This window comes from Kitasatospora papulosa, from assembly GCF_000717245.1.
Taxonomy (GTDB): domain Bacteria; phylum Actinomycetota; class Actinomycetes; order Streptomycetales; family Streptomycetaceae; genus Streptomyces; species Streptomyces papulosus.
This window is the reverse complement of record NZ_JNYQ01000003.1, coordinates 564,228-584,266: the sequence shown is the minus strand read 5'-3', so window position 1 is coordinate 584,266 and position 20,039 is coordinate 564,228. Positions and strand designations below refer to the sequence as shown.

Genomic DNA, 20,039 nt, shown 5'->3' with positions numbered 1-20,039 from the left:
CATTGGACGGAACGCGCCGCCCCAGGGAGGTACCCGTGGCCGATGTCGATGTGCTGATCGCGGGGGCGGGGCCCGTCGGGCTGACGGCCGCGTCCGAACTGTGCCGGCGCGGGGTGTCGTGCCGGGTCGTCGACCGTCTCCCGGAGCGGCTCCCCTACGCGCGGGCCGTGGGCGTCCAGCCCCGCACCCTGGAGATCTGGGACCGGATGGGGATGGTCCGTGAGGCGCTGGAGGCGGCCGTCCCGCTCAAGGGGCAAATCCTCTACGTCGACGGCGAGGAAGGCCCGCGTATCGACCTGGAACTCCCGCCCGAGGTGCCCTACGGCTTCGCCGCCCTCCCGCAGTACGAGACCGAGCGGCTGCTCGAGGACCTCCTGCGGAGCAGGGGAGGGCGCGTCGGACGCGGCACCGAACTCCTCTCCTTCGAGCAGGACTCCCACGAGGTCAGGGCCCTTCTCTCGCCGCCCGCTGGCGGGGCCGAGGAACTGACGGCCCGCTACCTCCTGGGCTGCGACGGCGCCCACAGCGTCGTACGCAAAGGCCTCGGCCTCTCCTTCGAAGGCGCGGCCCTGCCCCAGGAGTACATGCTGGGCGATGTCGAGGTCGACTGGGACCTGCCCGCCGGATACGGGATCCGTGCCTCGCGCTCAGTCGACGGGCACCCGGACGACATCCTGGTGTGCATCCCGCTGCCCGGCGACCGCCGCTACCGGATGTCGATGGCGACCCCGCCCGAACTGTCCCGTACCGCCGGGCAGGACGGGGACGGCATCGCGCACGGCCTCAGCGGCGAGCACGGCCCGGTACCCGGCATCGAGCACATCCAGGAGGTGCTCGACCGGCTCTCCCCCCGCCCCACGACCGCCTCCTCGCTGCGCTGGTCCTCGGTGTTCCGCATCAGCCACCGCATCGTCGACCGGTACGGCCGCGGACGGGTCTTCGTGGCCGGGGACGCCGCGCACATCCACCCGCCCACGGGTGCCCAGGGGATGAACACGGGCGTACAGGACGCGTTCAACCTCGCGTGGAAGCTGGCCGCCGCGGTGCGGGGCCGCGCGGGTACGCGTCTGCTGGAGAGCTACGACGCCGAGCGCCGCCCGATCGGTGAGGAGGTGGTGGCGCGCACCCTGCGCCATGTGCGCAGCGGCATCCGGGCCGACCCGGACGACCCCACGACGACGATGCTGCGGGAGGCGCAACTCCTCGTCGGCTACCGGGGCAGTCCGATCGTGGAACCGGACGGCTCCGCCCCCGACGGCCCCGCCCCCGGCGACCGTGCGCCCGACTGCGGCGGACTCGCCTATGCACTGGCCTCCTTCCCCGTCCGGCTGTTCACCCTGCTCCGGGAACGCGAGCACACCCTGCTCCTCTACGCCGGCCACGGGGAGCCGGTGAGGGCCTTCGGCGCGGTGGCGGCGTCCGCCGAGCGGGCCGCGCCCGGGCTGCTGAACGCCTGTGCGGTGCTCGCCCCCGGGCTGGAGGCACCCGCTCCCGGGCTGCCCGTCGTCCACGACACGCGCGACGAGTTCCGGCGCACCTACGGTGCACGGGATGGTGAGGCCTTCCTCGTACGGCCTGACGGCCACCTCGGACTGCGCACCGTCCCGGCCGACGGCCCGGCGCTGCCCGCCCACCTGGCACGGCTTTTCGGCGTCCGGCCGGCCGGCGGGTAAGGCCCGCCGGGGCGCGCCGACGGGTGTGAAGGGAGCGTGGTGATCGGAGTCGAACCGTGTGCGCGTGCAACCGTTCGACGGTCGCAACCGTCTGCCACAGCAGGAAGTGCCGCGCCGGAGACGGCCGTTCTTCATCTGCACGCCGTCATGAGGGAACTTCGATGACTCACGCCTTCACCCGTCGCCGTCCGCCACGCTGACGTTCGTGAACGAGGGCCCGGCCTGGGTCTACCGCGACCTGGGGCGGAGTGTCGCGACCGTCGACGTCAGGATCCCCCCCGGGGACCACGGTCGTGAAGGCGCACGACTTCTGCACCCCGGTCACACCGGCCCACTACAGCTGCGGGACCTCGCAGTCGTGGGTGTACGAGAAGCGCGGCGAGACCTACCCGTTCGTCCTGCGGATCGACAAGGCCGTCGAGTGCGCGACCGGGAAGATCTCCTTCGCGGGGGAGGGGCCCGGCCCTTCGACGGGAACGCGGCCAACGACACCGCCGCGATGGTGATCGACGCCGGGGGTGCGACCGGCGGCTCGTCGTCGGGTGGTTCCTCGACCGGGGGCACATCGGCGGGGGGATCCGCCTCCACGGGCGGCGGGATCTTCTACGCCGCGGCACGACCGCCCCCGCCGCGCCGGGGCATGACATGACGCGGGACCCGGCAGGAGTGTTCCTGCCGGGCCCCGCGCCGTCCGACGAGCCGGCTCCGCTCATCTCACCCCGGCTCAGGGAAAGGACACCACCTGGGACGGAATGGTCGACGTACCGGATGTGGGGGACCCGGTGTTGTTGATGACGTGGTCGTACTGGCCCTGGCCGCCCAGGGACACGACGAGCAGGTCGTGGAACTTCACCCCGGGCTTCACCGGGGCCTGGAAGCCGTGCTGCTGGCGGATGGTCGGGTCGACGTTGAAGTAGCAGTAGCTGCCCATGCCCCAGCCCTCGTGGGTCGTCACCGAGTCACCCACCTTGTAGGCGGCGTAGCCCTTGATGTCGCCGTTCTGGATGGCGGCCTGGTTCGGGGCGTCGTACGCCTTCTCGTTCTGGAAGAAGATCGTCTTCCCGTTCTCGCCGTACCACTGGACGTCGTACTTGTTGAAGTGCTCGACGAACAGCCCGGTGGCCAGTACGTCGTCACCGTTCACCCGGAGTCCGTAGTCGGACCGGTTGGTCTCCCAGCCGACGCCGTCCCCGTGGTCGGCGCGCCAGAGCCACGTGTGGTCGATGATGGTGTCGTCGCTGTTGACCACCATGCCGGTGGTCGCCTTGCCGGCCCCCGCGCCGCCGACCCGGACGAACACGTCCTGGAGGCTCGTCGGGTTGGCCGAGTGGTCGGCCGCCGCACCCTCGGGGCCCACCTGGACGAGCACCGAGGAGTTCTGCGTACCGGCGTCCACGAGGAGTCCGGCGAGCTTGACGCCGTCGACGTCGCCGACCTTGATCGCGGTCACGCCGTTGTCCGGGATGATCGTGGCGAGGCCGAGACCGAGGACCACGGTGTTCGCCCGGTTGATCTCGATGGGCTCGTTCACGTGATAGACGCCGGGGGTGAACAGCAGGTGCAGGCCCTGCCGGACCGCGGCGTTGATGGTCTGCGCGGTGGCGCCGGGCTTCACCACGTAGAACTGGCTCAGCGGGACGGACTCACCCTGGGGGGTGCCGTTCCACGAGACGCCCCGCGCGTTCAGCTGTCGCGGGTGTACCACTGCTGCTGGGAGTAGGGGCCGACCTGTCCGTCGATCTTGCTGTCGGCGATGTAGCCGCCGCTGGCCCATCCGTAGCCGTTCGGGGCGAGGTTGAGTCCGCCCTTGACGTGCATGCGGCGGAAGGGGGCGGCCTGCGAGACGGCCCAGCGGTTGGTGCCGTTGACGGGGTTGAGGGCGAGGTTCTCGGCCGAACGCCAGAAGTTCTGGGTGGCGTTGCCGTTGAACCAGCCGGCGTCGACGGTGACGTCGCCGTTGAAGGTCGTGTCGTCCGGCTTGAGGCCGAGCCCCGCGATCGAGGTGTAGAAGCCGATCTGGGCGTTGATGTTGTTGTAGGTGCCCGGCTTGAACATCAGGGCGTAGCGCCCCGTGCCGAACTGCGCGGACTCCTGCTGCTTGAAGATCGCGTCGACCTTGGCCTGGATGTTCGGCGTCGAGGGGTCGAAGACCAGCACGTTGGGGCCGAGGTCGCCACCGCCGGGGATCTGCGGATCACCGCCGCCCGTCGTGCCGAACACCTGGAACTCCCAGAGGGAGTGCCCGTATCCGGTGGCCCGCGCGGTGCCGGTCAGCCGGACGTAGCGGGCGGTCCCGGAGACGTCGAGGGTCTGTGTGCCCCCGGGGCCGGTGGTGGTGGAGTAGGCGGTGCTCCAGTTGGTGTCGTCCGAGGAGAACTCGATCCGGTACGCCGTGGAGTAGGCGGCCTCCCAGCGCAGCACGATCTGGCTCACCGAAGCGGCGGCTCCGAGGTCGACCTTGATCCACTGAGGATCGGAGAAGGCGCTCGACCAGCGTGTCCCGTTGTTCCCGTCGACCGCCGCGGAGGCGGGCGTGCCGTCGTTCTCCTGGCTGGACGACGTGACCGTCCTCCCCTGGGAGAGGAGAGCCGGCGCGGCGCTCGCGGGGGACTGGGGGATCAGGGCCAGGAGTGAGAGCACCAGGCCGGCGACGACGGCCAGCACGCCGGCACGTCTTCCGGCCGGCGGGAGGGGTCTGCGGAGGTTCGGGGGTGCGTACACGGGGTCTCCTCTGTCGTGGGGCGGGTACACGACGCGCACAGCCGGAGAGCGCTCTCTCCGGCTGTGCGAGATACTCCACCCTTGTTACGAACGCGTCAAGAGATGTGCAACAACGGCTGCCCCAGGGCCTGTTGCCGACAAGAACTGATGGCTGCGCAGGAGACCGGGTCCTCCCGGTCGTCCTCCTCGGTGACGGAACGTGAGGCCCGCCGGTGTGCGGTTCCAGGGGATGCCGGACGGGCTCACGGGGCGGCGTACGTCCGTACGTAGTCGAATTCCGCAGGCGAGCCGGACCGGTTGTGGGAGACCGGGCCGATCCTCAGCGCCCCGCGCACCGGGAGCGTCCAGGTGCCGCCCGGGGACTGGCGGACGCCGTCACGGCTGGTGGACGCGCGTACCTCGTGCTCGCCGTGCGCGGCGTCGAGGTGGTAGGTCGGCGAAGCCCGGTTGCTCACGGCGTGGGCGTCGATGTGGAAGGGGGAGACCCGTACCTCGCGGACCGGGCCCTCGCTGTCGGCCCGGAACCCCTCGGGGTCCTCGGTGCCCATCAGGAACACCCCGCCCGGCAGCAGCACCATGCCGTGCTCGACCGCCCCGACCGAAGCCGGCGGGGCGGGCCCCGGCCCTTCGCGCCTGATCCTTCCGCGGCGCGTCCACCGGCCGGCCCGCCGGCCGGGGCCCGGTGTGCCCGGACGGGGTGTCAGACCGCCCGCGCCCCGGTGAGCAGCAGCCTTCGGGTGCGATGTCGTTCGTGCGGTGATCCTACGAGCACCGTGGAGCACCGCCTACACCGATGATCATCTTCATTCAAACCTTCTCCCGGCGTGGCGTGCCGTCCAACGGGTGACAACTGGCTGCCTGTCACACGATGGGCCCACGCCGTCGCTCGAATGCGGACCTCCCGAGTGGTGCGGCCCTGGATTTCAGCTGACGGTGGATCACGTCGCACCCGTGATCCGATGAGCCGACAACCAGCCGGCCAGCGCGGGCGTGGCGAAAGGATTCGTACCCATGCGCTCTGCCCGCACCCTGTTCGCATCGGCCGCCGTCACGGCGGTCCTCGCGGTCTCCGTTCCCGCCGCATACGCCGTGACCTCGGCGGACGACTGGAACAAGGACAGCGGCTCCTCCGCCAGCAGCAACGACGACCGTGAGAAGCCCGACTCGTGGAAGCACGAGAAGCCCGAGGGCGGCGTCCACACCGGTGGCGGTGCGCTCGCCGGCGTGTCGGCCGACGACTGGCAGAAGGACAAGGACGAGGACAAGGAGTCCGGATCCGGCAGCAACGACGACCGTGAGAAGCCGGACTCGTGGAAGCACGAGAAGCCCGAGGGCGGCGTCCACGCCGGTGGCGGTGCGCTCGCCGGGGTGACGGCGGACGACTGGCAGAAGGACAAGGACGAGGACAAGGAGTCCGGCTCCGGCAGCGACTCGGAGGGCGAGAAGACCTGGAAGCACGAGAAGCCCGAGGGCGGTGTCCACACCGGTGGTGGCGCGATGGCGCTCTCCGGCAGCGGCCTGGCCGCCGGTTCGGTCCTGATGCTCGGCGGGCTGGGTGCCGCCGCGTACAAGCTGCGCCGTCGCAACGCCTCGGGTGCCACGGCCGCCTGACCGGCGTCCCGCACCGCTGAACGAATCGTGTCGTGGCCGCCGTCCTTCCCCGGGCGGTGGCCGCGCCGGTTTCCCGCACAGCACCCGCTCCGTGCGGCTCCGGCCCTCCGGCACCCGCCTCCGCACACGAAAGGCAGCATGAGCATGGCCGCCCCGCAGCCGTCCGAAACAGACTCCGCCTCCCCGGCCATCGGCCGTTCCCTGCTGTGGCCCGTCGTTGCGGTGGGGCTGGGCTTCCTCCTCGTCTACAACTCCTTCGACGCGTCGGCCGGCGTCCCGCCCGCCCCCTCCGTGGTGTCCCTCCCCGCGGCGTCCGCTCCTGCCGCGCCCACCCCGTCGGCCTCCGCGTCCGCCGCTCCGCCCGCACTGCCCCCGTCCTACCCGAAGCGGATCTCGATCAAGTCGATCGGGGTCGACGCTCCCTTCACGCCGCTGGCGATCGGTCCTTCCGGCCGGCTGGACGCGCCGCCGGCGGACGACGCGAACCTGGCCGGCTGGTTCAAGAACGGTGCCACGCCCGGAGAGCGCGGAACCTCGGTGGTGGCGGGCCACGTGGACACCAAGACGGGGCCCGCCGTGTTCCTGCTGCTCAGCACCCTCAAGGCGGGCAACACGGTGGACATCACCCGTGACGACGGCGTCGTCGCCACCTTCCAGGTCGACTCCGTCGAGACGTTCAGCAAGGCGGACTTCCCGGACGACCGCGTGTACGCCGACAAGGGCACCGCCCAGCTACGGCTGATCACCTGTGGCGGTCTCTACGACAAGAAGAAGAAGGACTACGAGGACAACGTGGTGGTGTTCGCCCATCTGGCCTCCGTCAAGGAGTCCTGAGGGCGGAGCCGTCGGGGCCCGCCCCTGACACCGGCCCGGAGGGGAGCGCCCCTCCGGGCCGCGCGGACGACGGGCGACCCGACGGCGATCCCGGCCGGCCACGCTCCACCGCGCGGTGGAGCGTGGCCGCACCTCAGCCCGCGCCCTCCCGCTCCGCCACGGCGACCTGGTGCAGCGTGCGGCCGGTGCGGGCCGAGCGGGCATGGTACGGATCGGGTGTTCCCGGGCGATCGTGGACGGCCTGGCGGTCGTTCGCCTTGATCAGGAGCCAGGCCTCCGGGCCGCGCGTCCCGTCCTCGTCGTCGATGTGGAAACGGGTGAGGGCGAATTCGCCGTGCAGTTTCGCCCCGTCGAGCCAGAACGTCGCGTGTCCTGTCTCCAGGGACTCGGCGAACGGGACGGGGGCGCCCGCGAGGTCGTGGCTGGTCGGGCGGTAGGTGCCCTGGTCCCACACGATCACGGTCCCGCTGCCCTGCTCGTTTCGCGGGATGACTCCCTCGAACTCGCGGTACTCCAGAGGATGGTCGTCCGTCGGCACGGCCAGCCGTTTGTCGCTGGGGTTGTCCGACGGGCCACGCGGTACCGCCCAGGACTTCAGGACACCGTCCACCTCGAGCCGGAAGTCGAAATGCATGCGCCGGGCGTCGTGGATCTGCACCACGAAACGCCGTGTGCTCTCGCTGTCCACGACTGGTCCTTCCGCCGGTGCGTACGGACGGCGCGTGCCCGCCGGACCGGGTCCGGGGATCCCCGCACAGTCCCTTTATCCACTGTGCCGCCGCAGGCGCCGGGCCGCATGGCGGCGTGCCCCGGGCCCGCCGCCGGGAAGCGGCTCAGCCGGTGGGGGAGGCCGCCGCGGCGTCCGCCAGGGCCTGGGCCGGCAGGAAGAAGAAGGGAGGAGACGCTTCGGGACGGATGGGCACGGGTTGTCCGTTCCCCGCCGCGAGGACTTCCACCCGCCGGCCGCCCGGTCCGGACCAGATCCTTGACGGGGCCTCTGACCGCTGCCTTAAATCAAGTATTGAAAGATTCGCCTGGGGTGAATGCGCCGAGCGTTCACCTCTCGGTCGTGTCTGTCATGCGCATGACCGTCGACTCCCCGGAGAGCCGACTACCCCCACAGAAGCGCCATCCCCCCACCCGAAATGATGTGATGACCGTGGTTTCCCCCCACCACGACGCGCGCCGTCCCTCGCGGATGCGCCGCAGGGCGCTCTACGGCGCCCTCTCGCTGCTCTGCTGCTCCCTGGCCATGACCGCACTCCCCGCCGGAGCCTCGGCCGCACCCGACCCCCACACGGCTGCGTCCTCCACGGCCTCCCGAGCGGCGCAGGCCGTGGCCTTCGCCGACGAGTTCGACGGGCCCGCCGGGTCCGCCGTCGACGGCGGCAAGTGGCTCACCGAGACCGGCGACAACGTCAACAACCACGAACGGCAGTACTACACGGCCGGCGACGACAACGCCGCCCTCGACGGCCAGGGCAACCTGGTCATCACCGCCCGCAAGGAGAATCCCGGCAACTACCAGTGCTGGTACGGAACATGCGAGTACACGTCGTCCCGTCTCAACACCTCGGGCAAGTTCACCGCGACCTACGGGCACGTCGAGAGCAGGATGAAGATCCCGCGCGGGCAGGGCATCTGGCCCGCGTTCTGGATGCTCGGCGCCGACATCGGCAGCGTCGGCTGGCCAAACAGCGGTGAGATCGACATCATGGAGAACGTCGGCTTCGAACCGGGCACCGTCCACGGCACCCTGCACGGCCCCGGCTACTCCGGCTCGGGCGGTATCGGCGCCGGCTACACCCTCCCCGGCGGGGCCGCCTTCGCCGACGACTTCCACACCTTCGCCGTGGACTGGGCCCCCGACTCCATCACCTGGTCCGTCGACGGAACGGTCTACCAGACGCGGACCCCGGCGGACCTCAACGGGAACGACTGGGTGTTCGACAAGCCGTTCTTCCTCATCCTCAACCTCGCCGTCGGCGGCTACTGGCCGGGCGACCCGGACGGCAGCACCGCGTTCCCGCAGCAACTCGTCGTGGACTACGTCCGCGTGACCACGAGCGACTGACTGCGGAGCGGACCGGCGGCGGACACCGCCGCCGGTCCGGCCCGCCGACGTAGCATGATCCGCATGGAGCAACGCACACTCGGCAGGACCGGCCGTGACGTATCGGTCGTAGGACAGGGCACCTGGCAGCTGGGCGGGGACTGGGGCGAGGTGCGGGAGGCCGACGCCTTCGGCGTCCTCGACGCGGCCGTCGAGTCGGGCGTCACCTTCTTCGACACCGCCGACGTGTACGGCGACGGCCGCAGCGAGCAGCTCATCGGCCGCTACCTGAAGGACAGGCCCGACGCGGACGTCTTCGTGGCGACGAAGATGGGCCGCCGGGCCGAACAGCTGCCGGAGAACTACGTCCTCGACAACTTCCGTACCTGGAACGACCGTTCGCGCGCCAATCTCGGCGTCGACACCCTCGACCTCGTCCAGCTGCACTGCCCGCCCACGGCCGTCTACTCCTCGGACGCCGTGTACGACGCCCTCGACACGCTCGTGGCGGAACAGCGCGTCGCCGCCTACGCCGTGAGCGTCGAGACCTGCGCCGAGGCACTCACCGCCATCGCCAGGCCCGGGGTGGCGAGCGTCCAGATCATCCTGAACCCGTTCCGCCTCAAGCCGCTCGAAGAGGTGCTCCCGGCCGCCCTCGAAGCGGGGGTCGGCATCGTCGCGCGGGTCCCGCTCGCCTCGGGGCTGCTGTCCGGCAGGTACACCGCGGACACGGTCTTCGCTCCCGAGGACCACCGCGCGTACAACCGCCACGGCGAGGCGTTCGACCAGGGTGAGACGTTCTCCGGTATCGACTACGCGACCGGCGTGGCCGCCGCCGCCGAGTTCGCCGGACTCGCCCCCGAAGGAGCCACCCCGGCGGCGACCGCGCTGCGCTGGATCATCCAGCAGCCGGGCGTCACCAGCGTCATCCCCGGTGCGCGTTCGGTGGAGCAGGCCCGCGCCAACGCGTCGGCCGCCGCGCTCCCGCCTCTTCCGCAGAGCACCCTCGACGCGGTGCGCGACCTCTACGACCGCCGGATCCGCGCGGAGGTCCATCCCCGCTGGTGAACCGGGGCTCAGTCATCCTCTTCGTCGCCGTCCCCGGCGGGAGCAACCGCCGGGTCGGCCGCGGGCGACTCGAGCCCGGCCGTGGGGGAGGAACCGGGATCCGGGGTGTCGGCGACTCCGGTGTCCGGTGCGAAGAGGATCGTTCCCAGATAGACGGCCGCCAGGAAGGCGACCGTGCCGGCCACGGCGCTCGCCACGCGAGGGCGGCGCCTGATCGCCTCACCCGTGCTGATCCGGCGCGTGGTGCCCGTCCGGGGCGCGGATCTGGACGCACGGGGCGCGGGAGCCGCCCGTCTGCGTCCGGTGGCCTGCGGCAGCCGGTACGTCGACGAGCCCCCGCCGGCCGGAGCGCCGGGAGCCGGGGCCGGCGTGCGCGCGGCCGGTGCGGCGGGCCGGGGGGCGGCGGCCGCGTGATGCGGAAGCGGCTCGGGCCGCCCGCGCCAGGCGTCCGTGCGGAACCAGTCGGAGACCTGCTGCGCGCTCGGCCGGTCCTCCGGCTTCTTGGCCAGCAGGCCGAGCAGATACGAGTCGAAGGCGGGGGAGATGTCCACCCCGCGCTGCCGGACGGGCACCGGAGGGGTGTCCACATGCTGGTAGAGCGTCGCGGTGGCCGTGTCCGAGCGGAACGGCGGCTGGCCGGCCAGCAGTTGGTAGATGACACAGCCGAGGGAGTACATGTCCGACGCGGAATCGGCCGTGCGGCCGAGAGCCCGCTCGGGGGCCAGGTACAGACTCGTGCCGACGATGTGCCCGGCCGTCGTCAGCGCCGTCGAGGGATCGTCGACGAACTGGGCGATGCCGAAGTCCCCGATCTTCACCGACCCGTCGGCGTCCAGCATCAGGTTGCCGGGCTTGATGTCGCGGTGGACGATGCCCTGCCGGTGCGCCGCGGCCAGACCGGCGGCGGCCTGGCCCGCGATGTGGGCGACCTGCTCGGGGTGGACCGACTCCTGGGCCTCCAGCAGGTCCCCGAGGCTCCTGCCCTCGACCAGTTCCATCACCAGGTAGAAGCGGTCCTCCCAGGAACCGAAGTCGAACACCGCCACCAGGTGGGGGTGGCTCAGACGCGCGGCCGTCTGCGCCTCCAGGCGGAAGCGCGCGGTCGACGAGGCGTCGGCCTGGTCGCCCAGCAGCAGCTTCACCGCCACGGCCCGCCCCAGGACTTCGTCCGTGGCGCGCCACACCTCACCCATACCGCCACGGCCGATGGGGGATATCAGCCGGTACCGCCCAGCAACCAGCACCTGTGCACACCAATCTCGAATTGTGGCCGTCTCCGACTGCCGCGGCGGCGGCCCCGTCGGGCTCATCGCCTCGGTGGGCAGCGTCAGGGTGCGCGGCATGATCAGGATATCCGTCCCCCGGAGCGCCGTTCGCCCGGCCGGAGCAAGGAGCGCCCGATCCGGCCAACGGCGGTGCCGGACCGGCCTGTTCTCACCCGGTGGAGAGCCAGTCGAACACCGCGGTGGCGGTGAATTCGGCCTGCCCGTCCGGGAACAGCAGCTCCGCCTTCCCGAACACCTCCGGGTCCGCGCCCGCTTCGGGCTCCGGAATCGCGACACAGCGCATGCCCGCCGCGTGGGCCGCCAGCACGCCCGGTACGGCGTCCTCCAGCACCACACATGTGTCCGGAGCCACACCGAGCCGGCGGGCCGCCTCCAGGAAGACGTCGGGTTCCGGCTTGCCGTGCGCCACCTCCTCCGCGGAGACGTACTGGGGCAGGTACGCGTCCAGCCCGGTGACCGCGAGCGTGGCCGCGATCGCGGCCCTGGACGACCCCGACGCCACCGCCATCGGCACCCCGCACCCGTGCAGCCGCTCGACGAGGGCGCGCATCTCCGGGAAGACGGCGGTCGAGGCCCCGGCGAGCTCCAGGTAGAGGGCGTTCTTGCCGGCCAGCAGCTCGTCCACCGGCGCCTCGATGCGGTACTCCTCCCGCAGGACGGTGAGGGTCTCCCGGGTGCCGATCCCGATGAACCGGGAGTGGTCCTCCCAGCTGAAGTCCCTCACGCCGTGACGGGCGAGGAGCCGGCGTCCCGCCTCGTAGTAGTTCGGCTCGCTGTCGACGAGGGTGCCGTCGAGATCGAAGAGGACGGGCGGTACCGGGAGGCGCGGGGTGTTCATGGCCCCAGCATGCCCGACGGCGCTCAGGGCGTTCCCGCCGTCCGTCCCACCGCCTCGACCAGCGGCAGGACCCGGTACGCGACACGCTCGCGCAGCGCCACCTCGGTCCGGGTCCGCACCACGCCGGGGAGCTGGATCAGCTGCTGGATCACATCCTCCAGGTGCCCGTTGTCACGGGCCACCACGCGGGTCAGGAGATCGCCGCCGCCGGTGGTCGAGAACGCCTCGATGATCTCCGGTACGGCCGCGAGCGCGTCGCCGACCTCGTCCAGGTGCCCCTGGGTGACCTCCAGGTGCACGAAGGCGAGCACCGGATGGCCGAGGGCCGCGGGGGAGAGGGCGGGCCCCGTCCCCGTGATCACCCCGTCCCGCTCCATGCGGTCCAGCCGGGCCTGGAGGGTGCCACGGGCCACGCCGAGGACGCGCGCGTACTCACGCACGCTGGTACGCGGCTGCTCGATGAGCAGCCGCAGGATGCGGGTGTCGAGGGCGTCCACCGCCATGTCCGGCTGTGCTCCTGACGGCTCGGTGATCGGTCGCCCGACTGTAACCGGGGCGACGGCGGCGTACGGCACCCGGTGCGGGTGCCGTACGCCGCCGGTCCGGGCGTGCCCCCTGCTCGTGGCCGGTCCGCACGGCGGCCGGCGAGGGCGCTCAGACGGCGGACCAGCCGTTGTCGACGGGAAGGATCGCCCCGTTGATGTTGCTCGCCGCGTCGGACGCGAGGAAGACGATGGCAGCGGCCTGCTCCTCGGCCTGTGCGGGCGAGCCGACATTGCCCAGGTAGGGGGCGAGGGCGGCCGGGCCGTGGGCTCCCCGGTCGGCGTCGACCCGGATGTTGGTGACGGTCCCGCCGGGTGCGACGGCGTTGGAGCGGATGCCCTTGTCCCGGTACATGACGGCCAGCGACTTGGTCAGCCCGGCGATGCCGTGCTTGGAGGCCGTGTACGCGGCACCGGCCGCGCTGCCCCTCAGCGAGGCCTCCGAAGCGGTGAAGACGACGGCGCCCTTCCCGGCCGCGAGCATGTGGGGCAGCACGGCCCGCGTCAGGCGGAACGGAGCCGTCAGGTTGATGCCGATGACGCGCTCCCACTCGTCGTCGCCGGTGTCGGCCGCCGCCGACATGCTGTCCATGACTCCGGCGTTGTTGACGAGGACGTCGATCCCGCCGAACTCCTCGGCCGCGGTCTCCGCGACGCGGTCGACCACCGCCTGGTCCCGGAGGTCGCCGATCACGGTCACCGCGGTCCCGCCGGCCCGCTCCACCTCCTCGGCGACGGACCGGGCGGCAGCGTCGGCGACGTCGGCGATCAGTACGCGCGCCCCCTCCCGGGCGAACAGCAGGGCGGTCGCCCGGCCTATGCCCGATCCCGCGCCGGTGACGATGACACTGCGGCCCGGGCCGCTGGCGTTGACGCTCACGTGATGCTCCTTCGTGTTCGGTGGCTGGGCAGGCACGCTACCTTTTATGGCGGGCTCTGCCAAAGAGGCGGTGAGTGACGTGAAAAGGTTGACTACGATGGGGCGCAGCCGGAAGGAAGGTGGCCGAAAGCCGTGGGAACCGTGCGGGCCGCAGGGGCGCGAGAACCTGCCTCGGCCAACGACGCGGGCGCGCCCGGTGACGGGCCCCGCCCCGGGCGTCCTCCGCTGACCGAACGCCGTAAGGCCGCCACCCGGCTGGAGATCGCCCGTGAGGCCGTGCGCCTGTTCGCCGACCGTGGGGTGGCCGCGACGACCGCCGACGACATCGCGGCGGCCGTGGGGATCTCGCAGCGGACCCTGTGGCGCTACACGTCGTCGAAGGAACTCTGCGTCCGCCCGCTGCTGAGCCACGCGCTCGACTTCGTCACCGCGTTGATGCGGTCGTGGCCGCGGGACCGGCCCTTGGCGGAGGCGGTCGCGGGGACGCCGTCGTCGCTCGCCGGCACCTCGGCGGACACCGACGCGGAGGCCTTGCGCGACCTGGTCCGGCTCACCCGTACCGAGCCCGGACTGCGCGCCGTGTGGCTCCAGGTACACCACGACGCGGAGCTGGTCTTCGCCGAGGTCATCGCCGAGCGGACCGGCCACGGGCCCGACGACCTCGAACCGCGGGTGCAGGCGACACTCCTCAACGGCGCGCTCCGCATCGCGGTCGAGCAATGGGCGTGGGGGGCCGGCCCGCATGACGGCACCTTGACCCGCACCATCCGCCGGGCACTCGACCTCGCCCGGTCGGGGCTGTCCGACTGAGCGGCGGCGTCCGCGCGACCGGGGGCCGCCGACGTGTCCGGTCGTGCCCCTCGTCGTTGACCAGGGCATGAACCTGCGGACCGCGTCCCTCGCGCTCGTCGCCCTGCTGAGTACGGCCGGCTGTGTCTCCGTCCAGTCCGAGGCGCAGAGACCCGCCCCCGTGGTGTCCGGGCGTCAGGGCAACGCCCCCGCCGCGCAGGCGTCCACGCCGCCCTCCGCACCCCCGGCCGTCCATGACGCCCTGGGGAAGGCGGAAGGGGAGCCGGAGCGCGCCGACGGGAAGAAGCCGAGGAAGGGCAAGCGCTCCGGCGCCCCTGCCGGGCCGGCGGCCGCGGTGGTTCCGCCGGCCCGCGCGGAGGCCCGGGACCGGCCGCGACACGTGATTCCCGCCCGCACCGCGCCGCCGCGCCGCGCGGGAGTGCCCCTCCGGCCCCAGCCGCGGCGCACCTACGACATGCGCACCGTCTGCGCGACGGGTCAGGGGGTCGCGTCCTCCGAGGTCGTCGATCTGTGCCGGACGGCGTACGGGCGCTGACGGACGCGCGGGGCGGCCCACTCGCCCGGCGGGGAACGCGCGGCCGGCCCCGGCCATTGGCCGATCCCTGGCTCGCGTGTGCGCGAATCCGCTGTACCAATGGCACAGTCCTGCGGGCATCTGTTGAGCCAGGGGTCGGCGTCGTGGTGTGATGACACGGTCGATGGCGCTGCGGATTCCGTGGCGCCCTTTTTCGTGTGAAGGGGCGGGAAACTGTGCTGAAGAGGGCGTTCGTGGCACCGGATCCGGGGTGGCTGCGGCTGCGCCACGCGACCAGGGCCGTCCTCGGTATCGGGCTGGCCGTGATCGTGTGCGGGCTGGCCGGGCACTCGCTCGTCGGCGCCGTCACCGGTGGCCTCGCGGCGCTGCTGGCCCTCTTCACCGTGACCGATCCCACCGTGCGCGGGCAGGCGGTCACGACGGCGCTGCTGCCGGTCGTGGGGCTCCCCGTCCTCGCCCTCGCCGCCGTGCTGCACGATGTCCCCGTGGCCCGCGATCTCGCGTTCCTCGCGGTCATGGGCGCGGGTGTGTACGCCAGGCGCTGGGGGCCGCGAGGTCACTCGCTCGGGGTGTTCGCGTTCATGGCGTTCTTCATCACGCAGTTCCTCCACACCCTGCCGGGGCAACTGCCCGAGCTGTACGCCGCCGTCCTGCTCTCCCTGCTCGCCGCCTCCGCCGTCCGCTTCGGGCTCTGGTGCTACGAGCGACGGCTGCCCGCCGCCCCCGTCCTCGCACCGGCTGCCGCTCGCGGGCTGGCCCGGGCGACCACCCGGCAGGCCGTCCAGGCGATGGTGGGAGGGGCTCTGGCGCTGCTCGCGGGCCAGTTCCTCTCCGGCGAGCGCTGGTACTGGGCCGTGGGCGCCACCTGGTGGGTCTTCGTCAACACCACGTCGCGCGGCGAGACCCTGGTCCGGAGTTTCCGCCGCGTCCTCGGGACGCTGGCGGGCATCCCCGTCGGGCTGCTCGTCATCGCGCCGCTGCACGGCTCGGCGCTGCCCTCGGCGGTCCTGGTGGCGCTCGGCGTCTTCGGGATCTTCTACACGGCCGCCGTCTCCTACACCTGGATGATGTTCTCGGTGACGGTCCTGGCGGGGACGTTGTACGGGCTGCTCGGCGTGCTCGACCCGGCGCTGCTCGCGCTGCGCCTCGTGGAGACCGGCGCCGGGGCGCTCGGCGCCACGGTGGCGGTGCTCCTCGTCCTGCCGGTCACGACACACGCCACGACGGACGCCTGGATCCAGCGCGCCCTTCGCTGCGTGCACGCCTGCACCGCCGAGGCCACCGCCCGGCTCGCCGGTTCGCCGACCGCCGACCCCGCCCCCCGTGTCGCCGAGCTGGAGGCGCTGCTCGGACGGGTGCGGCTGTCGCTCGGCCCCCTCGTACATCCGCTGAGCCCCTTCCGCGCCCGCCGGGCCCGGGCCGGACAGGTTCTCGCGCTGCTCGACGTCTGCGTACGGGAGGTGCGCGGGCTGGCCTCCGTCGCGGCGGACCCGGAGGCGTCGCACGACGCCCGGCTGGCCGCCGCCTGCTGGCGTGTGGAGGCATCGGTGGAGACGCTGACGTCGCGGGTGCGCAGGTACCGCGCGGCGGCCGCCGTCGAAGGCGCCCTCGCGCCCGTCCATGTCGCCGAACCCGCGCTGGCCCACCTCCACAGTCTGGAGAGGGCGCTCGCGGAGCTTGCCGCGCCCCTGCACAGCTCCCCGCGTTCTCCGCTGGTCGGCGCCTGACCCGGTCGTCCGTTTCCGGCCCGGCCCGTAAACCGCTGCCTGCTACCGTCGGCCGGGAAGATCGGGACGGACGTGAAGAGGGGTAGCGCGATGAGCGCCGACCACGCACAGCGGGCATTCATAGGATCGTTCACGTCGGCGGGCGGCCGCGGTGTCACCGTCGCCGCCGTCGACCGGGACACGGGCGCGCTGTCACTCCTCGCGTCCACGGACGCCGTGGCCGATCCGTCCTTCCTCGCGGTCGGCCGCGCTCCGGGGGCGGACACGACCGTGCTCTACGCGGTGAGCGAGACCTCGGACGGTGCCGTCGCGGCGTTCGGGGTGGACGACGACGGCACGCCGCGGCTGATCGGTGAGGTGCGGCCGGTCGACGGGAGCAGTCCCACTCATCTGTCCCTCGCCGCCGGTCACCTGCTCACGGCCAACTACGGTTCCGGCGGTGTCACCGTGCTGCCTCTACGGGAGGACGGTTCACCCGGTCCGGCCGCCGGGCGGCTGGCCCACGAGGGGCACGGCCCCGACGAGGGCCGCCAGTCGGGCCCGCACGCGCACCAGGTCCTGGCCGACCCCTCGGGGACGTGGGTGCTGAGCGTGGACCTCGGTACGGACTCCGTACGTGTCTGCGCCCTCGACCCCGGCACCGGCTCCCTGCGGCTGCACACCGAGACGGCTCTCCGGCCGGGTACCGGGCCCCGCCATCTCGCCTTTCACCCTGCCGGGGGACACCTGTACGTCCTGAACGAGCTGGAGCCGACCGTCACCGTGTGCCGCTGGGGCGCCGCGGAGGGTGTCCTCGAACCGCTCGGCGAGACGCCGGTGCTGCCGCACGACCACGACGAGGGCGACGCCCCGCGGACGTACCCGTCGGAGGTGGTGGTCTCGCACGACGGCCGGTTCCTGTGGACGGCCAACCGCGGGCACGACAGCATCTCGGTCCTGACCCTCGACGAGACGGCCGAGAAAGCCGTCCTGGCGGCGGCCGTGGGCTGCGGCGGACGCTGGCCCCGCGACCTCACCCTCGACCCCACGGGCCAGTGGCTGTACGCCGCCAACGAGCACTCGGGGAACGTCAGCTGGTTCGCCGTGGACGCGGAGACGGGCATCCCGGTCCACGCGGGGTCCGTCGAGGTCCCGGCCGCCTCCTGCGTGGTCCTGGCCTGACGGCGTCGGACACGACGGATTTCCTCCGGTACGCCGACGGGGCGCGGACAGGTTCTGCCTGTCCGCGCCCCGTCGGCGTACCGGAGGCCGCGGCGCACGTCAGTGCGCCTGCGCCCCCTGCGGAGTCGCCGGGGTGATCCCCAGGGTCGTCGCGTACAGCGAGAGGACGAGCTTGCCGATGGCCGGGTAGGCGCCGAGGGGCTCGGCGGTCGCGCAGCCGGCCTCCTTGGCCGCGGCGTCCAGGAGCGCGGCGTCGATCTCGGGGCCCACCAGGTACGGCGCGAGCGCGAGCTGGGTGGAGCCGGAGTCCTGGAGCTGTGCCGCGATCGAGGCGACCGAGCCCTCCACGTCCAGGGCCGCGGCCATCACCGGCACGGCGAGACGGGCGGCCAGCAGCATTCCGGTGATGCCGGCGGCCTGCACGGCCTCCTCGCCGCCCACCGTGGCCAGCACGATGCCGTCGGCGGCGGTGGCCACGGTGAAGAGCCTCGCGCGGTCGGCGCGGGCCAGACCTGCCTCCGAGAGGCGCACGTGCAGCGCCTCGGCGAGCAGCGGGTGCGGACCCAGCACATCGGTCAGCTCGGCCTGTGTGCCGCTGTCCATGACCGTCTGCCGTATCCGCCGGATCATCGCGCTGTCCGGGCCGGCGAGCAGCGGCACCACGACGGCGGACGGGCCCGAGGGCTCGGCGACCTCACGGCCCGCGGCGGTGGCCTGCTCGTAGCGCGCGGTGCGCTCGGCTGCGGCATGGGTGAGTACGGAGGCAAGGGTGGGATATTCGGCGTCGTCGCCGTCGAGATAACCGATCTGCGCGTTCAGGCCGGGCAGTTCGGAACGGGCGATGCTGATGACTTCCTCGGCCAGGCTGCGCGAGGCCGGGGAAGGGGTACCGGGAAGGGCGAGAACGAGCGCGGCGGCGCCCTCAGGTGCGACCACGGGCTCCGGGCGGCGGTGCCGTCCGGACTGGCGAGGTCGCGGCATTCGTACAGGCAGGCCGGAAGCGGGCCCAGTGGGGGTGCTCATGGCGCCGCATGCTACTGGTTTTGGGTGCCCCCCTGTTCGGGGAGGGGGCGGTCAGGCGTTATCTGTCCGTATATGTCTGTTGGGCGGCATGGATGGTGACTGGCCTGCTCTGTCCCGACAGCCGAGCGGTCGAATCGCCTACGTTACTCCCGGTACGAACAGCAGGGTCGGGTGGTGCGGCAGTCGCAGCCCCGGGCCGGCGAGGCTCCGGGCGATCTCCAGGGCGCCGTGCAGCGGGTCGCTCTCCGCCGGGACCACGCGCGCGTGCGGAACCTGCCGGGCCAGCTCCCCGCGCAACGGCCCGAGGAGGGGCTCGCCCATGCGGAACAGCCCACCGGTCAGAGCTACTTCGCAGCCGTCGGTACCGGAGCCGGTGGGGCCTGGGCACACCGCGGCCGCCGCCTCCGCGATGTGCGCCGCCGCCTCCCGCAGGATCCTGGCCGCGACCTCGTCACCGGCGGCACAGGCCCCTACCTCCGGGGCGAAGGAGGCCAGCAGCGCGGGGCGGTCCGTGCGCGGGTACAGGAGACCCGGCAGCCCGGTCGCCGGACCGAGGACCGCCTCGAGCCGGGCCAGCAGCGCCGGCGAACCACCGCGCCGTCCGTCGTGGGCCCGCATCGCGGCATCGAGCCCGGCCCGGCCGATCCAGGCGCCGCCACCGCTGTCCCCCAGGAGGTGGCCCCAGCCGTCCGCCCTGCGCCACGCGGTCAGGTCGGTGCCGAGCGCGATCATGCCCGTGCCGCCCGCGACGACCGCTCCGGGCCGACCGCCCAGGGCTCCGGCGTACGCCGTCACGGCGTCTGCGGCCAGGGCCACCCGCCGTACGCCCAGCGAGTCGGCGAAGGCCTTCGGTAGCTCGGCCCGCAACCGGTCGCCGAGGGTCGCCATTCCGGCCGCTCCGACGGCCGCGGCGTCGACGACCGCTCCGGGGCCGGCCTCCACCAGCAGTCCGCCGGTAGCGGGCAGCACCTGTTCCAGGAGATGTCCGGCGTCGATGCCGTCCGCACCCGTCCGCACCGGCTCGGCGCAGACGGTGGTGAAGGCCGCGCGTCCCGTGTCCGCCGGTGCGAGCGCCACCCGCAGCCCGGAGCCGCCCGAGTCGATGCCGAGGACGAACCTGCCGGCGCTCACGGCAGCCACCGCCGTACCCGGCCGACGCGGATCACGGGTCCCGTTGTCGGCGGACGAACGCCTGCGCGCCTCATGCGTGGTCTCCGGGGGAGTGGGGGGACTGACGACGACCGGCACCCTACCGCCCGGTTCCGCCCGGTGGGGGC

18 protein-coding genes and 1 pseudogene are annotated in these 20,039 nt (G+C 72.7%); 10 read left to right on the top strand and 9 right to left on the bottom strand.

Features of this window, described 5'->3' with window-relative positions; genetic code table 11:
• The first annotated feature begins 35 nt into the window (after nucleotides 1-35).
• Nucleotides 36-1,673, top strand: a complete 1,638-nt coding sequence (locus IA22_RS0111100; protein WP_030123507.1) for an FAD-dependent monooxygenase — start codon at nucleotides 36-38, stop codon at nucleotides 1,671-1,673.
• Nucleotides 1,674-1,966: 293 nt separating this feature from the next.
• On the top strand, nucleotides 1,967-2,179 hold the full coding sequence (locus tag IA22_RS38110) for a hypothetical protein (protein ID WP_014157703.1): 213 nt from the start codon (nucleotides 1,967-1,969) through the stop codon (nucleotides 2,177-2,179).
• Nucleotides 2,180-2,397: 218 nt separating this feature from the next.
• On the opposite strand, the pseudogene IA22_RS34045 reads toward IA22_RS38110, so the two are convergent.
• Together IA22_RS34045 and IA22_RS38230 are read right to left on the bottom strand one after the other, a co-directional pair.
• Nucleotides 2,398-4,394 (bottom strand): annotated as a pseudogene (locus IA22_RS34045) (discoidin domain-containing protein).
• Nucleotides 4,395-4,636: 242 nt separating this feature from the next.
• Nucleotides 4,637-4,972, bottom strand: a complete 336-nt coding sequence (locus tag IA22_RS38230; RefSeq protein ID WP_030123506.1) for an SUMF1/EgtB/PvdO family nonheme iron enzyme — start codon at nucleotides 4,970-4,972, stop codon at nucleotides 4,637-4,639.
• Nucleotides 4,973-5,405: 433 nt separating this feature from the next.
• On the opposite strand from IA22_RS38230, the gene IA22_RS0111080 reads away from it, so the two are divergent.
• A complete protein-coding gene (locus IA22_RS0111080) occupies nucleotides 5,406-6,005 on the top strand; it encodes a hypothetical protein (protein WP_030123505.1) in 600 nt (199 codons plus the stop codon).
• A gap of 144 nt (nucleotides 6,006-6,149) precedes the next feature.
• Complete coding sequence (locus IA22_RS0111075) at nucleotides 6,150-6,839, top strand: class F sortase (RefSeq protein WP_014157706.1); 690 nt, start codon at nucleotides 6,150-6,152, stop codon at nucleotides 6,837-6,839.
• 133 nt (nucleotides 6,840-6,972) lie between these two features.
• Here IA22_RS0111075 and IA22_RS0111070 read toward each other — a convergent pair whose 3' ends face one another.
• On the bottom strand, nucleotides 6,973-7,587 hold the full coding sequence (locus tag IA22_RS0111070) for a DNA polymerase ligase N-terminal domain-containing protein (RefSeq protein ID WP_081889792.1): 615 nt from the start codon (nucleotides 7,585-7,587) through the stop codon (nucleotides 6,973-6,975).
• Between the two features lie 405 nt (nucleotides 7,588-7,992).
• On the opposite strand from IA22_RS0111070, the gene IA22_RS0111060 reads away from it, so the two are divergent.
• Together IA22_RS0111060 and IA22_RS0111055 are read left to right on the top strand one after the other, a co-directional pair.
• On the top strand, nucleotides 7,993-8,913 hold the full coding sequence (locus IA22_RS0111060; RefSeq protein WP_030123503.1) for a glycoside hydrolase family 16 protein: 921 nt from the start codon (nucleotides 7,993-7,995) through the stop codon (nucleotides 8,911-8,913).
• Nucleotides 8,914-8,967: 54 nt separating this feature from the next.
• Nucleotides 8,968-9,960 (top strand): aldo/keto reductase, encoded by a 993-nt coding sequence (locus IA22_RS0111055; RefSeq protein WP_014157709.1) that lies wholly within the window; start codon nucleotides 8,968-8,970, stop codon nucleotides 9,958-9,960.
• A gap of 8 nt (nucleotides 9,961-9,968) precedes the next feature.
• Here IA22_RS0111055 and IA22_RS0111050 read toward each other — a convergent pair whose 3' ends face one another.
• From IA22_RS0111050 to IA22_RS0111035, 4 genes are all read right to left on the bottom strand, one after another.
• Entirely contained in the window at nucleotides 9,969-11,204 is a 1,236-nt protein-coding gene (locus IA22_RS0111050) for a serine/threonine-protein kinase (protein WP_267882382.1), read from the bottom strand.
• Nucleotides 11,205-11,394: 190 nt separating this feature from the next.
• A complete protein-coding gene (locus tag IA22_RS0111045) occupies nucleotides 11,395-12,084 on the bottom strand; it encodes an HAD family hydrolase (RefSeq protein ID WP_030123502.1) in 690 nt (229 codons plus the stop codon).
• Nucleotides 12,085-12,107: 23 nt separating this feature from the next.
• Nucleotides 12,108-12,587, bottom strand: coding sequence for an Lrp/AsnC family transcriptional regulator (locus tag IA22_RS0111040; protein ID WP_015576099.1), 480 nt, complete (start codon nucleotides 12,585-12,587; stop codon nucleotides 12,108-12,110).
• Nucleotides 12,588-12,738: 151 nt separating this feature from the next.
• Complete coding sequence (locus tag IA22_RS0111035; protein ID WP_030123501.1) at nucleotides 12,739-13,506, bottom strand: SDR family NAD(P)-dependent oxidoreductase; 768 nt, start codon at nucleotides 13,504-13,506, stop codon at nucleotides 12,739-12,741.
• A 132-nt stretch (nucleotides 13,507-13,638) separates the two neighbouring features.
• On the opposite strand from IA22_RS0111035, the gene IA22_RS0111030 reads away from it, so the two are divergent.
• The 4 genes from IA22_RS0111030 to IA22_RS0111015 all read left to right on the top strand — a co-directional run bounded on the left by IA22_RS0111030 (nucleotide 13,639) and on the right by IA22_RS0111015 (nucleotide 17,739).
• A complete protein-coding gene (locus IA22_RS0111030) occupies nucleotides 13,639-14,316 on the top strand; it encodes a TetR/AcrR family transcriptional regulator (protein ID WP_106973248.1) in 678 nt (225 codons plus the stop codon).
• 43 nt (nucleotides 14,317-14,359) lie between these two features.
• Nucleotides 14,360-14,851 carry a hypothetical protein gene (locus IA22_RS0111025; protein WP_234318549.1) on the top strand — a complete coding sequence of 164 codons (492 nt, stop codon included), beginning with the start codon at nucleotides 14,360-14,362 and terminating at the stop codon, nucleotides 14,849-14,851.
• Between the two features lie 215 nt (nucleotides 14,852-15,066).
• Entirely contained in the window at nucleotides 15,067-16,578 is a 1,512-nt protein-coding gene (locus IA22_RS0111020; protein WP_030123498.1) for an FUSC family protein, read from the top strand.
• A gap of 90 nt (nucleotides 16,579-16,668) precedes the next feature.
• The gene (locus IA22_RS0111015; RefSeq protein WP_030123497.1) at nucleotides 16,669-17,739 is read left to right on the top strand and encodes a lactonase family protein; all 1,071 of its coding nucleotides are present in this window, start codon (nucleotides 16,669-16,671) and stop codon (nucleotides 17,737-17,739) included.
• A gap of 99 nt (nucleotides 17,740-17,838) precedes the next feature.
• On the opposite strand, the gene IA22_RS0111010 is transcribed toward IA22_RS0111015, so the two are convergent.
• Complete coding sequence (locus tag IA22_RS0111010; protein ID WP_106973247.1) at nucleotides 17,839-18,762, bottom strand: sirohydrochlorin chelatase; 924 nt, start codon at nucleotides 18,760-18,762, stop codon at nucleotides 17,839-17,841.
• 138 nt (nucleotides 18,763-18,900) lie between these two features.
• Nucleotides 18,901-19,893, bottom strand: a complete 993-nt coding sequence (locus tag IA22_RS0111005) for an N-acetylglucosamine kinase (protein ID WP_030123495.1) — start codon at nucleotides 19,891-19,893, stop codon at nucleotides 18,901-18,903.
• Between the last annotated feature and the right edge of the window lie 146 nt (nucleotides 19,894-20,039).

Excerpts from the sequence above, each read along its gene's own strand:
- IA22_RS38230 (WP_030123506.1), bottom strand. The coding sequence starts at position 4,972 with ATGGTGCTGCTGCCGGGCGGGGTGTTCCTGATGGGCACCGAGGACCCC.
- IA22_RS0111080 (WP_030123505.1), top strand. The coding sequence starts at position 5,406 with ATGCGCTCTGCCCGCACCCTGTTCGCATCGGCCGCCGTCACGGCGGTC.
- IA22_RS0111075 (WP_014157706.1), top strand. The coding sequence starts at position 6,150 with ATGGCCGCCCCGCAGCCGTCCGAAACAGACTCCGCCTCCCCGGCCATC.
- IA22_RS0111060 (WP_030123503.1), top strand. The coding sequence starts at position 7,993 with ATGACCGTGGTTTCCCCCCACCACGACGCGCGCCGTCCCTCGCGGATG.
- IA22_RS0111055 (WP_014157709.1), top strand. The coding sequence starts at position 8,968 with ATGATCCGCATGGAGCAACGCACACTCGGCAGGACCGGCCGTGACGTA.
- IA22_RS0111045 (WP_030123502.1), bottom strand. The coding sequence starts at position 12,084 with ATGAACACCCCGCGCCTCCCGGTACCGCCCGTCCTCTTCGATCTCGAC.
- IA22_RS0111040 (WP_015576099.1), bottom strand. The coding sequence starts at position 12,587 with ATGGCGGTGGACGCCCTCGACACCCGCATCCTGCGGCTGCTCATCGAG.
- IA22_RS0111015 (WP_030123497.1), top strand. The coding sequence starts at position 16,669 with ATGAGCGCCGACCACGCACAGCGGGCATTCATAGGATCGTTCACGTCG.
- IA22_RS0111010 (WP_106973247.1), bottom strand. The coding sequence starts at position 18,762 with ATGAGCACCCCCACTGGGCCCGCTTCCGGCCTGCCTGTACGAATGCCG.